The organism is Streptomyces phaeolivaceus (assembly GCF_009184865.1).
In the GTDB taxonomy this organism is placed as follows: Bacteria; Actinomycetota; Actinomycetes; order Streptomycetales; family Streptomycetaceae; genus Streptomyces; species Streptomyces phaeolivaceus.
On record NZ_CP045096.1, the window covers coordinates 10,102,628 to 10,116,136 of the forward strand.

Genomic DNA, 13,509 nt, shown 5'->3' on the forward strand with positions numbered 1-13,509 from the left:
GCGAGGGCGGCGACCACCGCGTCGAAATCCGCTCCGTGGGGGAGTGGTTCGACCTGGCGGACGGCGACGACCCCGCCATGGTCAGCGACGCCTTCCTGCTCCTGTGGCAGGAACTGCGCCGCCGCTGGCCCGACGCCGTGATCATGGGCTCGCCCTCACAGACCGGCCGTGACCTGTGGACCCGCACCATCCCCCAGCGCGGAAAGTACGCCGACGGCTATCCCGTGCTGTCGGAAGAACTGCGCGGCCTGCTGCACGCCACCGCGGGCCAGGGCCGCAACGAGCTCATCACTCCGCCCCACGTGCCCGGGCAACTGCCCCAACTCGTCGAATACGACCGCACCTTCGCCTACGCCAAACACACCTGGAAGTCGCCCGTCGGCACACCCCGCCGCATCACCAGCCGCACCTTCGCCTCCTGGACGACGCAGGAACAGACCAACGCCCTCTACGGCTGCGGCCACTGGCACGTACGGGTCACCGTCCCCGACGGCTGGAACCACGTCGGAATCCTGCCCGCCCCCGCCCCCGGAGAGCGCGCCTGGCACTACCCGAGCGCACCGGGCAGCACCTTCACCACCTGGGCCGGCGGACCCGAGATCCACACGGCACTCAACAACCCGATCCAGCCCTGGAAGATCGAGATCATCGACGGGATCCTCTGGGAAGCAGACAAACCCCTTGCCGACTGGGCCAAGAAACTCAAAGACACCTGGACCAACCTCTCCGCCCAGGCCCACTACCAGGGCGATGAACGCCAGGCCCGCGCCGCTCACCTGGCCTCGCGCGCCGTGCGCGCCATCCTGCTGTACGGCATCGGCTCGTTCGCCCAGCGCCCCCGCATGGTCACCGGCAGCACGCCCCGCACCCTGGAACGGGATATACCGCCGGACGCGGAAATCATCGGCTTCGACGACGAGCTGATCACCTGGCAGCGGGCCACCGGGTTCGCCCGTGATCCCAACGCCCACCCCGAATGGGCCGCGACCATCTGGTCCGGCGCCCGTGCCGCCCTGCTGAGCCAGTACCACCGAGACGACGACGCCTACGCCGGAGCCCTGCACACACCCGCCGGCACTGTCGTCGCCTTCCGCACCGACGCCCTATACCTCACCGAACCCCAGAACTGGCCCCACCACCATCAGCCCGGCGACTACCTCCTGCGCGGCCACCTCACCGGCCCCCTGGCCGCCCCCACCACCGAGGAAGAACTCCTCACCCTGCGGGACACTGGACGAGCCGCCCTCACCTCCGCCGGGCAGGAGACCTGATGCCGCCCCGCGCCCGCCGCCGCCCCAGCAGCCAGGCCGAGCTGAACGAAGCCGCGCAACTCGCCGACCGGCTCCAACAAGCCGGCTACACCAAACGCGACATCGCATCGGGTCTGTAAAGCGAGCGGTGTAACTGGGTTTGGTGTGGCTAGAGTTGACCTGCGGTGAGGCGGCCGTCGAAGGCCAGGTCGAAGACGTTCATGGCGCCCTTCCAGCGCGTGGTCCAGCGTTTGCGGCCGGCGCCGGTCGGGTCGAGACTCATGACGGCCATGTAGACGCACTTGAGGGCGGCCTGCTCCGTGGGGAAGTGCCCGCGGGAACGGACGGCTTTGCGGATGCGGGCGTTGACGCTCTCGATGCTGTTCGTCGTGCACACAATGCGGCGTATTTCCGCATCGAACTGAAGGAAAGGCGTGAACTCGGGCCAGCTGGACTCCCAGAGGCGGACGATCGCTGGGTACTTTTTGCCCCAGGTCTCGGCGAACTCCAGGAACCGTGTCGTGGCCGCGTCCTCGCTCGGCGCGGTGTAGACGGGCTTGAGCGCCTTCGCGATCTTGTCCCAGTCCTGCCGGGCCGCGTAACGGAACGACGCCCGCAGCAGGTGAACCACGCACGTTTGCACCACAGTTCGGGGCCAGACCTCGCCGACCGCGTCGGGCAGCCCCTTCAAGCCGTCGCAGACCAGCATGAGGACGTCCTCGACGCCCCGATTCTTCAGCTCCGACAGCACGCGCAGCCAGTGTTTCGCGCCTTCGCCGCCGTCGCCGGCCCACAGGCCGAGGATGTCGCGGTGCCCCTCGGCGGTGACCGCCAGGGCCACGTAGATCGGCCTGTTCGCCACTTGGCCATCGCGAATCTTGACGTTGATGGCGTCAATGAAGACGACCGGGTAGACGCGGTCGAGCGGACGGTTCTGCCATTCGGCCATGCCGTCCATCACCTTGTCGGTGATGGTGCTGATGGTCGTCTTGGACACGTTCGCGCCGTAGACCTCGGCCAGGTGTGCGGAGATCTCCCCGTGCGTGAGGCCCTTCGCGGACAGCGAGAGCACCATCTCGTCCACGCCGGTCAGCCGGCGCTGCCTCTTCTTGACGATGGCCGGCTCGAAGGAGCCCTCCCGGTCGCGGGGCACGTCGATCTCGACCGGCCCGATGTCCGTCAGCACCGTCTTGGACCGGGTGCCGTTACGGGAGTTGCCGCCGTCCTTGCCCGCCGGGTCGTGCTTGTCATAGCCGAGATGGTCGGTGATCTCGCCTTCCAGGGCGGACTCCAGAACCGCCTTGGTCAGCTGCTGCAGCAGCCCGCCCTCGCCGGTCAGCTGCAGCCCCTTACTGCGGGCCTGCCCGACGAGCTGGTCGATCAGCTTCTGCTCGACCGTCGCGGCCTCCGGCGACGGATCCGCCTGGTCATCGGCGGCAACGAACTCGGTCACGGTGTCAGTCACTTGATGTCTCTTCCATGATCATCAATTACACCGGTGAGCGTACAGACCCCCCCGGAGGGTCTGCCCGGAGCCGAAGCCCTCTTCGCCGACAGAGTCCCCAAGGGCTTCAGCAAGACGATGCTGCGCCACGACCGAGCGCCTCAACTCCCGACGAATCCCCAGGCCGAAGTGCTGTACCCGCAGGCCGTCTCCACCCAGCACCTGCAGCACATTTACGTCCTCACTGACGAAGATGCAGCGAACGCTGAGGCCATTGTCAGCGCCAGCGGACATGATGAGGTCGACATCTCCGTCGACCCGATCATGTTCGGCAGGTAAGGACTACGGTGAGCGCCATGCAATGGGAGGCAGTACGCGCCTCAGCCCAGTGGGCGGCGTACGGAGACGCACTCGGCTTCATCACCGAACTGACCGACACCGCAGGAGTACGACGCCGCATCGGACATGATGAAGTCACCACCACCGTCCCCTGGAAAAGGCGCATCGGAGGACGTTACGGACGCGACATGCCCCTGCCAGCGGGCGCGTACTCCGATGACACCCAGCTCCGTCTCGCCACGTCCCGCGCCATTCGCGGAGACGGAGAATTCGACGCCGAGGCATTCGCGAAGATCGAAGTCGTCGCCTGGCAGGCCTACGCCCTCGGGGCCGGCCGCGGCACCAAAGCAGCAGCCACAGGCTTGATGCGGGTCGAGGCCAAGTGGTCGCAGAACATCTTCGCCACCAAAGCCGCCCGCTACGTCGACATCGGCGGCAACGGCGCAGCCATGCGTATCCAGCCGCACGTCTGGTCCGCACGGGACCTCACCAACTGGGACCACATCACCCGCGACGTCGTACGCAACGCAGTCAGCACCCACGGCCACCCCCGAGGCATCCTCGGCGCCGTCCTACACGCCGTCCTGCTGGCCCATACCCTGGACGCCAACGAACTCCCGGGTCCCAAGCAATGGCGCCCCGCCATCGACTGGCTCGAGCAGGTACCGGACGTCATCGCAAGAGACGACGAACTCGCGTACCTCTGGCTACCCACCTGGACCGAGGCCGCTGGCACCGACTTCCGGTCAGCTGCCCTCACGGTCGCGGACGAATGCCGCACAGCCTTCGAAGCCGTTGACTCCGCAACACCTCTTACCCCGGAGACCTACACGGCCCTGGTAGAGCGGCTGGGCGGCTTCGACGATGCCACGCGCGGATCAGGCACAGTCACTACTGTGCTTGCCGCGGTGCTCGCATACGCCTACGCCAGCTCCCCAGAAGCTGCGCTGCTCCTAGCCGCCAACACCCTCGGCTCGGACACGGACACCATTGCCACGATGGCTGGCGCTCTCCTCGGCGCTGTCACAGCAGCTCCTCCACCCGGTGCCGTACAAGACGCCGACGCCATCGACTCTGAAGCCCGCCGCATGTGGGATATCTCCCGAGGACGCGAAACCGCCACGTTCGCCTACCCAGACCTTCTGCGCTGGAGCCCTCCCAAAGCCACACTCGACCTCGTAGGCCACACACCCAACGGGCCGGCTTTGGCCGGCCTAGGAACCCTCACCCCCGTAGGAACTCCAACACCAGGCAATCAAGCCACCTATGTATGGGGCACCTTGCCGTTTGGACAGAGCGTTCTGGTGCGCGCCAGGCCGGACCTCAGGCCGCTGGATGAACACCTGCTTCCGGGAGACGTCCGCCAACCACGGACTCGGCAATCGGCGGACGCCGCTCCAACCGACCAGCAACTCCTTTTCGACACTCCAACATCTTCAGCCGTCACAACAGACCAGGGCAGGCTGGAGCGTGGAGCCGCGCGGGGAACCCTGAGCGAGCGTGCCCACAGGCCCGGACCCCCGACTCTCGAGGAAATCGTTCAAGGCCTGGCTAGGAACGGCTTCCCTCCAGAGCAGGTGGGCCGTGCGCTGCTTCACCAAATGGGAAGCGGACGATATGGCGTGGAGCGAGCTGCCGCCCTCGCCGGACTCCTCGCCCGTGCCTACCAAAGCGAGCAGGAGCGGCCTGGCTGAACCTACAGCGGGCCAACCCGGTGCTGGGATTGAGGCCGCGGCCTAGTCTGAGGCGGCTGGACCGGGGCCGTCGGGATTGAGGCCGAGAGCTGCCAGTAGCTGCTGCTGGGCAGGGTGCAGGAGCGGCCATGCCTGGCGCTGGGCGGTGATCCATCGTGTGGCGCGTGGGGTGTCGGGGCGGTATTGCTGCCAGGTGCGGTGCCAGGTGTAGGGCCAGGGTGGGTTCCACCACGGGTCCAGGGCGGTGAGCGCCTCGATGGTGGTGGTGGAGAGGACGCCGGCGCGGGCTTTGCGGCGTTGCTGGCCCAGCCATCTGCCGAGGGGGAAGCCGTCTTGTCGTGTGTGTTTGTCCGGGGTGAGGTGGCCGTGTCGGGCGGCGTAGGCGCGTGCGTGGTCGAGTCCGGGGCTGGCGGGGTAGGAGCGTGTGGCCGGGGCGGGTCGTTCGCCTACGACAGCATCGGGTGTGATGCTGAGGGCGGTCAGGAGGTCCTGCTGGCCGGGGTGGAGATGCTCCCAGGACTCCTGCTGGACACGGATCCAGCGGCAAAAGCCTCGGGGGAGGTTCGTGGCCGATACGCCGCCGGCACCCGTGGCTGCTGTGCGGAGGTGGTGGTAGGCCTGCTGCCATTGCAGGGGCCAGGGCGGATTCCACCACGGATCGATCAGGGTCAGGGCTTCGGCCCGGGTGGGGGAGAGGCGGCCCTGGCCGGCGCGTCGTCGTTGCCAGGCCAGCCACTTCCCCAGCGGGAACCCGTTGAGGACGGTGCTGATGGGTGCGGCGATATGGCCGTATTCGGCCGCGTAGGTGCAGGCTTGTGCGAGCGCGGTGTCCAGCAGACCGGGCCCAACGCGGGGAGCCGGTGGTTGGGCGGCTCGGGCTGTCTCGGCGGTGATACCGATCTTGGTCAGCAGGCGGTGCTGCTCGGGGTGGAGTGTGCCGTAGCCGGTGCACTGACGCCTCAGCCAGTCGGCCAGCTCCTTCTCAAGGTCCGCAATGCCGCTACCACCGCCGTCGGCTGCGGACTCTGACCGCTCGCGTACGCGAGTCCAATGGCGTTGCCACTCCAAGGACCAGGTCGGGTTCCACCAGGGGTCGAGGGGGGCTTCCCCCGAAGCGTGGACACCATTTGCTATGCGGCAGAGGCCAGCGTAACCGATCGCTGTTCGAAGGCGATCGGACTGATGTAGCCAAGCCCCGAGTGCCTGCGTCGCGTGTTGTAGCGGGTGACCCACCGGAACACTGCGAGGCGGGCCTCACGCGGCCCTGACCAGCCTTTCTTTCCTTGGAGGGTCTCCCTCTTCAGGGTTGCGTTGAAACTCTCCGCGGCGGCGTTGTCCGCGCTGGTGCCGACCGCTCCGCGCGAGCGGATCACGCCGAGCCGGCTGCATACCTTTGCGAACTCCTTCGACGCGTACTGCGCCCCGTTGTCACTGTGGAAGACCGCCCCGTCGAGGCTGCCGCCCCGGGTGCGGGCGGCAGCCTCGAGCGCGTCGGTGACCAGCTCGGTGCGCATGTGGTCGGCGATCGACCAGCCCGCGAGCCGCCTGGAATGCAGGTCCAACACCGTTGCCAGATAGAGGAATTGGCCATCCCCGACGGGCAGATACGTGATGTCGCCGACGTACTTGGTGTTCGGCTCGCTCGCGGTGAAGCCGCGCCGCAGCAGGTCCGGCACCGGGGCCGCTTCCGGCTCGGGGATCGTGGTGCGGACCTTCTTGCGCAGGTGCACGCCCTGCAGGCCGATGCGGCGCATCACCCGCTCGACGCGCTTGTGGTTGACGTCGATCCCGGCAGCCTTCAGCTCGGCGGTGACGCGCGGGATGCCGTAGGTGCCGTCGGACTCCTTGTGGATCTCCCGTATCCGCCGCGCGAGGCGGGCGTCCTCCCGGGCCCGCGCCATGCGGGCCGAGGCGGCCTTCAGCCACCGGTAGAACCCGGACCTGGAGACCTCCAGCACCCGGCACAGCCGCTTGACGCCGAAAGCGCCTCGATGATCATCAACGAACTGGAAACGGCTCACCAGTTGGTCTCGCCGGCGAAATACTTCGCGGCCCTCCGCAGGATCTCCCGTTCGGTTTCCAGCTCCCTGATCCGGGCCCTGAGCTGCTTGTTCTCTTCTTTCAGCACATCGTCGGAGGTTACCTCGGCAGTCTGTGCCGCCCGCGGCGAGCCGCTGGTACCCGCCACGTGGCCCCTGCGGGCCCGCTCCGCCCGCACCCAGTTCCGCAGCGTCTCCCGGCTGATCCCCAGGTCCTTGCCGACGCCCTCGAACGTGTTCTTCGGGTCCGACAGGTACAGCGCGACAGCGTCCGCCTTGAACTCCGCCGAATACACCTTCATCACCATGCGTGACATCTCTTCCTCTGGACCCTCAAGGTCCAGTGTCCAAGGTGTCCACGCTCAGGGGGAAAGGCCCGAGCGCTGCGAGGAGCGTGCTGACCGGCCACGTCCCGCCTGTACTGCGATGGTGCTCCCGCGACTGGTGGCGCTGTTCGCTCAGCCACCGGCCCAGCGGAAACCCCTCAGGACAAGCTTTCAGGGGCGTGGCGAGGTGGCCGTGTGCGGCGGCGTACGTGCGCGCGTGGGTCAGCCCGGGGCCCGTACCGCAGAGCTGGCCGATGATCTCGTGGGGGCAAGCGGCGGCGGTCTCGGCGGTGATGCCGATCTCCGCCAGCAGACACTGCTGCAGCGGATGCAACTGCTTGTAACCGGTGCACTGTACGGACAGCCATGTGGCCCAGCCGTCACTGCCGTCCGGCCAGTTCCCTTCTGCGGCCCCTTGGCGCCGGTCTCGGGCATGAGCGCGGATCAGGTGCCAGATTCGCTGCCACGCCAAGGGCCACGGCGGGTTCCACCACACGTCGATCGCGTCGAGCACCTGGAGGTGCGCGCCGGGTTCGTCCTGGCGGCGGGTGAGGCAACGCTGGGCAGTGAGCCACTTCCCGAGCAAAAACCCTTGGTACGAGATGTTCTTGGTGGCCAGGGCCAGGCATCCGTGTTCGGCGGCGAAGGCGCGCGCACAGTCAACAGCCTTATCGATGCCTGCTGTCCGGCTCGTTCGGCGCGGGCGTGCGCTACCGGCGGCCTGGGCCGTGAGGCCGATGTCGGCCAGCAGACGGCGTTGTGCGGGGTGGAGTGAGCTGTAGTCGGTGCACTGCAGGTACAGCCATTCCCCGGTCAGCATGTGGGTGTCGGGGAAGCCGTCGGCGGCGTTGAGGGGGCCGTGGCGTCTGACGTGGTCGCGGGCGCGGTAGTAGGAGCGCTGCCACTTCACCGACCAGGGGATGTTCCACCACGGATCCACCTCCTTGAGGGCGGCGGCCTTTTCTTCAGGCAGGACCAAGGCGTGGGCCTGCTGGTTGTGCACCCATTTCCCCAGGGCGAAGGAACCGACTCGGGTGTCGCGTTGGGTGGCGAGGTGGCCGTGCTGGGCGGCGTAGGTGCGCGCGTGGGCCAGGCCGGCGGCGAAGGCGCCCTCGGCGTGCACGCTGTGACCCCGCAGCCGTTTCTGAGCCGGCAGACCCTCTGTGCCCGCGGTCTGCCGACGCTGGTAGCCCGCGAGAACGTCGGCGAGAGGCCGGGGCCGGAGCGCCAAGGGGACCTGCCACAGCCGCTGTTCGTCGTCTCCACTGCTGCCCTCGGTACGGATGCACTGGTACGTCCAGCCAAACAGCGCTCCGTGGGTACAGCCGGCCAGACGCTCGGTGAGCCACGAACGCCGCAAGCGATGGCCCAGCTCGCCGGGCACGCAGGGCACATCAGCCAACCGGTAAGGGAGGTGACCACCACCGTCAGCAGCGACACGGAGCCGCCAGGCCCGGCTTGCCAGAAGCGTGGCGAGGGCGACGGTCTCGGGGTAGGTGACCAGATCCCGCGCCAGGATCCGCCACCGCTGCGGATCCTCGCCCGCGGGCATGGCCGCATCCAGCCGCATCGGCCACAGACGTTCCTCGGGCCACTCCTGCGCCCACCACCAGGCTGTGACCGCTTCCGCAACCTCGAACGCCGAACCAGCGACGGGGGAGCGGCGCAGCAGCCTGCGGTGATCCGCCTGCGCCTGGACCACCTCCGGACATACGGCCAACCCCACGACACGGCCCCCGCTGCCAGGCACGTTCATCAGCCAGCACCGGTGGCGTGGGCAGACTCGCTGGTGCGCCGCCAGGTACACCCGGGCTGGTGCAACGCGACCGGTCCGCGCAGCCACACAGCCCGGGCACGCCGGACCCCAGGCAGCAACCGTCTCCACCCCGTTGTAAAGCCGCGCCGCCGGCCGCTCCTTCGAGGGGCCCAGCGGCTCCTCCCGCGTCCAGGCCGGCAACGCACGGCGTAAGCCCACCTGCGGCACACGACACAGCGCCGCGACCCGGTCCCGGGCCGCGGCGTTCAAGAACACCTCACTGTCGCCCTGCAGAGCCCGGACGACGCCCTGCTGGCCAGCCACTTCGGTAACCGACGACAGCAGACTCCGCACCGTCAGGCCGTACCTGTCCGCGATCCGCCCCAGGAACGACAGCGTCATCTCACCCTGTAGGGGAGCCACCCGAAAGGCACCCGCGGCCAGCAACAGTTTCCCCACCCATCCCGTGGCTTGTGACAAAGATCGTGCTTCGGCTCAGACGAGCTGTGACTGAGCGGCACGGTTGGCCAGTGTGGCCGACTGGAGCACTCGCCGGGCCGCGACGAGATCAGCCGCCCCGAGCCGGCCTGTGTGCCTCACCCGAGGGCAGCCGATTGGTCAGCCGCGGACGTGGATGCAAATGCGCACGGTTCCTCCGATGGCTGCCGCCGCAGCGCCGATCCCGAGGACCGTACCGAGATAGCCGGCGTTGTCGGTGAGGGCGAGCACGATTACAGCCGCGACCGTGGCCAGGAGAGTCAGCGCGGTGATCCACTGCAGCGCCTTCTCCATGCGGCTCGAATGCGCCGGTGCTGAATCATGGTCGAGCGAAGTCATTGTGGTTTTCCTTTGCGAGTCAACCGATGGCGGAGCTCAGCCTTGTCCGGCCGGGGCGGGCCGGGCCAGCAGTCCGGGTTGTCCGGCGGATGGGCCCGGACGGGGTTCCGGCACGGCAGCATGGTCCTGGCTGTTGATGCAGGCGGGGGAGGAAGACAAGGCGATGAACGGGGCGGGAACGAAATGGGGGCCGTTGTCAGGACCGAGTGCCGCGCACAACGAAGTGGCCCAGCTGTTGCGGTCGTGGCTCGACCAGGTCGGCTGCACCGTGCCCGCCTTGATCGACCGGTTTACCCCGGAGCACTTCGGCGACGGTGCCCCGCCGCGACGCACTGCAACTTATGAGCGCCTCGCGGGCAGGGGCCTGACGTGGGAATTCATCGAGGCCGTTGTGGATGTCACCACGGACAACGCCGCACTGCAGGAACGGCGTCTGGCCGAAGTCCGCGCCCCCTGGGACGCGGCCTGCCAGAGGGCGGTCTCTCGCCGCGAGCTGGTGGACAGCCATCTGGCGCTCCGGGCACTCGATCTCGCCGAGCAGCTGCGCCAGGCAGAGCAGCGTGAGGCAGCGCTGCTGGCGGAGCGGGACCGCATGCGGCAGGTGGCACGGGCCCTGCTGATGATCTGTGAGCGGATCCGGCAACGAGTGGATGATCTGAGGCTGGCTCAGGCCCGGGGACAGCTGGCAGAGGGAGATTCGTCGGTGCTGGCATGGAAGCACCGGCTGCAGGAGAGCGAGTGGCTACAGGTCGTTGCCGAGATGGAGCGGGACCGTGCCCAGCGCATGCTGGTGGAGTGGTCGCAGTACGTCGCCGATCTCAGCCGTTCCCTGCTGCCAGGAGGCCGCCCCGGCGAGCCGCAGCCGACCATCGCGAGGGCAAGTGCTCCGCCAGCTCTCGATCTTCAGGATGGTGAGCTTGCCGACGTCGACCGCATGTTGGGCCTGACGGGGCAAGAGGTCGAGATTGCGGGAGAGGTCCTCGACGGCTTCTCCGACGAGTTCGCCCACCAGAACGGCACAGGGGAGGGATTCCTGCAGTCGGTGCGGCTGGTCGGCGGGCAGCACGTTGGGCTGTCCTCCTTGCCGATCATCCGAAGCTTGCAAAAGGGGGTTTCGTTCCACTCCGGGATCACTGTATTGGCGGGCCCGAACGGCTCGGGGAAGTCGGCCGTTCTGGAAGCACTGGCACTGCTGACACACTGCCGCTTCAGCAACGGCGGCCTGCCGCATGGGCTTAGTTCACTCAGCCGTGTGATCGCCGGAGGGCTGGAGGCGCGGTGGTCCACCTCGCGGGAGCCGGAGAGCCGCCTGTTCGTGTCATACCTGGGCACCTCCCCCGAGGGCTCGGATGCGCTTCTTGAAGGTATGGACGGGCCAAACCGGCTGTTTCTGCTCGATGAGCCGGAGGCTGGCCTGCACCCGGAGGCCAGCGCCCGGCAAGTGCAGTGGATGTACGAGAGGGTCGAGCAGGGCTGTCAGTTCGTAATTGCGACGCACAGCATGACCCTCGCGTCGCTGTCGCGGGCCCGGATCATTCGTTTCCGCCCGGAGAGACCCCCATAGGCCGAGCTCGCCGCACTCCGCCTTCTGGCTCCAGCCGGTTTGCTGCGCGTCCAGCAAGGTGCCGATGCTGCGGGCGGTTCGCCGAGATGCGGTGCTCAGAACGGCCAGGTGAAGCACTAAGTGGCCAAATCAAGCGCTCAGTCACAACGAGCAGGTCCGGGCTCGCGGTCGCTGCCGGGGTCAGTAGTCGAGGTCGAGGTAGTCGATGTCGTTGAGGGTGACGTCGGAGAGTCCCATGGCGCGGGCTCCGCCGTCCTGGAAGTAGATCTCTTTGAGTCCTTCGGCGATGATCTGGCGCATGTCCTGGTCGCTGGCGCCTGTGTTGCGGGCGTCGAACAGGCGTTGCGCGTACGCCGGGGGGAGGTGCACCGTCAGGCGCCGGAAGCGTCCGTCGTCGGTGGTGCCGACGGGTGCGGTGTAGCCGAACCGGGCCCTTGTCTCCACGGTGATCCCGGTCGTGGTGGCGGCCTGCTTCTGCCGGCGCTTGCGGACCTGGGGCTGCCACCGCTGCCGTACGGCGGCGTCGATCCGGTCCGTGATCGCCTTGGGCGGGTGCTTGCGTTCGCCCTTGCGGTATCGCTCCACCGACCGCTGGCTGACCCCGATCTCCTGGGCAACGGCTTTGGTCGTCTTGAGCTGCTTGATCAGGAAGTTGATGCGGGCCTGGAGCGTCTTGGGCGGCTGGCGGGTGAAGGCTTCCCGGTCGGCCCGCTCGATCGCGTCGTCGATCTCCCCCACGACCTACTCTCCTTCGTCGAGGACGGCGTCGCCGCCTTTGATGTGGCGGGCGGGGTTGTGGCCCTGTTCCATCAGGTCGACGGCCCACAGCATCGACTGGACGCCCTCCAGCTTCGCCAGGCCCGGCGTGGGCCCGAGCCGGAACCCGCCGGGCTGCGGCTTACCCGATGCGGCGTAGGGCAGGAAGTCGAGCGGGCTGTCCCCTGGGCTGGGGTAGACGACGCAGTCGGAGAGGACGGCGAGCGGGTACAGGCCCGTCATGGTGGCCATGTTGCGCAGTTTGCGGTGCATGTTGACCCGTGCTTTGGAGATGACGGCGGCGCGGATGTCGGGGCGCCAGGTCGGCCGCTGAAGGGCCGGCCACCGCTCGCCCTCCTTGTATTTCCTGCCCTGGGGGCGTTCGCGGAGCTTGCCGATGCCGCCCTTGACGGTGGCCTTGATAGCCGCCAGGACAGCCGCCATGGCCGGGTCGCTGTCCTTGTGCCGCCCCATCGCCGCCAGGAACTGAACGTCCGTGAGCTCCTTGGTGACGCCGAGGTCGGCGAGGGTGTCGATGTACGCCTCCTTGAGCCGGTCGTGCCACGGGTCCAGGTAGGCGCCGGTCTCGCGGCGCAGGTACCCCTCCAGGGGAGCCACGTTGTGGCCGAGTTCCTGGGCGTAGGCGACGGTGTGTGTCTGGTACCAGGCAGGGCCGGTCGGGCGGGTGCCGTCCGGGGTGAACGGTGAGGGCAGGCGCGGGTCCACCTCGACGTGGGACAGGTCGACCAGCCAGCTTCCGGGGATCTTCGGGTTGAACGTCGGGCCCACGAAGTGGTCGGGGCCGGACAGCCCGACGACCAGGCGGGCCGCGGCGGCGAGGAAGGCGGTGTTCAGGTCCAGGCCGACCGCATACGGCAGTGTGCACTCTTCATCGCTGAGCAGGTCCACCGGCCGCACCCACTGGTAGGCCTCCTCGTTCAGGAACCCGCCGCTCCAGCCGCTGTCCACGACGACGGGGTGTTCGGGGGTGGCTTCCGGCGGCGCGGGGTCCATCGGCTCGGTGCCAAGGCTGCCGGGGTTGTGGCCGGGCACCCAGTTCCCGCTCGCTTCGTCGCGCACCGCGCGGGTGGGCGGGCGCAGCGCGGTCATCAGCTCCAGCCCCGAGACGGCTGTGGAGCCGCGCGGGGTGATGACCCGGGTCGCGTACACGCCGAGGACGCGGGCGACGTCGGCCGGCTCCATCTCGCTCACGCCCGGCCAGGACCGCTCGTCGAGGGCGGCCCAGGACAGGATGGCGAGCTGCACGCACTGCCGCTCGCGGCCTTGGGCCTTGCGGTAGATCCTTGCCCAGGGGCCGAACCCGCGCTGGGTGAGCCGCCACTTCGCCTTCACCACCTGCTTGACCACGGGGTGGTCCTCGGGCAGGCGCAGGGAGCGGCGCTGTTCGTGGCCTTCCAGGCGCTCGGGCAGTCCGAGCTTCACGGCGGCTGCGGCGGTGAGGACGACCAGCGGGTCGGAGTCCCTGCCGTAGCGGTTCAGCTTG

11 protein-coding genes are annotated in these 13,509 nt (G+C 68.4%); 4 read left to right on the plus strand and 7 right to left on the minus strand.

Annotated features, from left to right (window positions below; translation table 11 throughout):
- The first annotated feature begins 35 nt into the window (after positions 1 to 35).
- On the plus strand, positions 36 to 1,271 hold the full coding sequence (locus F9278_RS45950) for a hypothetical protein (protein WP_319023157.1): 1,236 nt from the start codon (positions 36 to 38) through the stop codon (positions 1,269 to 1,271).
- A gap of 148 nt (positions 1,272 to 1,419) precedes the next feature.
- Here the strand turns inward: F9278_RS45950 and F9278_RS45960 are convergent, their stop codons facing one another.
- Positions 1,420 to 2,703, minus strand: a complete 1,284-nt coding sequence (locus tag F9278_RS45960) for an IS256 family transposase (RefSeq protein ID WP_450373590.1) — start codon at positions 2,701 to 2,703, stop codon at positions 1,420 to 1,422.
- 45 nt (positions 2,704 to 2,748) lie between these two features.
- On the opposite strand from F9278_RS45960, the gene F9278_RS45965 reads away from it, so the two are divergent.
- On the plus strand, positions 2,749 to 3,033 hold the full coding sequence (locus F9278_RS45965; RefSeq protein ID WP_226967244.1) for a DarT ssDNA thymidine ADP-ribosyltransferase family protein: 285 nt from the start codon (positions 2,749 to 2,751) through the stop codon (positions 3,031 to 3,033).
- Between the two features lie 17 nt (positions 3,034 to 3,050).
- Entirely contained in the window at positions 3,051 to 4,727 is a 1,677-nt protein-coding gene (locus F9278_RS45970; protein ID WP_226967397.1) for an ADP-ribosylglycohydrolase family protein, read from the plus strand.
- Between the two features lie 42 nt (positions 4,728 to 4,769).
- Here the strand turns inward: F9278_RS45970 and F9278_RS45975 are convergent, their stop codons facing one another.
- From F9278_RS45975 to F9278_RS46670, 4 genes are all read right to left on the minus strand, one after another.
- Complete coding sequence (locus tag F9278_RS45975; RefSeq protein WP_193241944.1) at positions 4,770 to 5,795, minus strand: helicase associated domain-containing protein; 1,026 nt, start codon at positions 5,793 to 5,795, stop codon at positions 4,770 to 4,772.
- A gap of 62 nt (positions 5,796 to 5,857) precedes the next feature.
- Positions 5,858 to 7,074 (minus strand): IS3 family transposase gene (locus F9278_RS45980; RefSeq protein ID WP_152168406.1). Its coding sequence is split into 2 segments (ribosomal slippage): positions 5,858 to 6,759 and positions 6,759 to 7,074, totalling 1,218 coding nucleotides; the frame shifts between segments, so codons are not numbered across the junction.
- A 25-nt stretch (positions 7,075 to 7,099) separates the two neighbouring features.
- Positions 7,100 to 9,307, minus strand: a complete 2,208-nt coding sequence (locus F9278_RS45985) for a Helicase associated domain protein (protein WP_226967245.1) — start codon at positions 9,305 to 9,307, stop codon at positions 7,100 to 7,102.
- 159 nt (positions 9,308 to 9,466) lie between these two features.
- Positions 9,467 to 9,685, minus strand: coding sequence for a hypothetical protein (locus F9278_RS46670; protein ID WP_166630156.1), 219 nt, complete (start codon positions 9,683 to 9,685; stop codon positions 9,467 to 9,469).
- A gap of 136 nt (positions 9,686 to 9,821) precedes the next feature.
- Between F9278_RS46670 and F9278_RS45990 the strand changes: the two genes are divergently transcribed.
- The gene (locus F9278_RS45990) at positions 9,822 to 11,249 is read left to right on the plus strand and encodes an AAA family ATPase (protein WP_226967398.1); all 1,428 of its coding nucleotides are present in this window, start codon (positions 9,822 to 9,824) and stop codon (positions 11,247 to 11,249) included.
- Positions 11,250 to 11,429: 180 nt separating this feature from the next.
- On the opposite strand, the gene tpg is transcribed toward F9278_RS45990, so the two are convergent.
- Together tpg and tap are read right to left on the minus strand one after the other, a co-directional pair.
- Positions 11,430 to 11,987, minus strand: coding sequence for a telomere-protecting terminal protein Tpg (gene tpg, locus F9278_RS45995; RefSeq protein WP_152173599.1), 558 nt, complete (start codon positions 11,985 to 11,987; stop codon positions 11,430 to 11,432).
- A gap of 3 nt (positions 11,988 to 11,990) precedes the next feature.
- On the minus strand, positions 11,991 to 13,509 hold a 1,519-nt coding region (gene tap / locus F9278_RS46000), incomplete at its 5' end, for a telomere-associated protein Tap (RefSeq protein ID WP_152173600.1).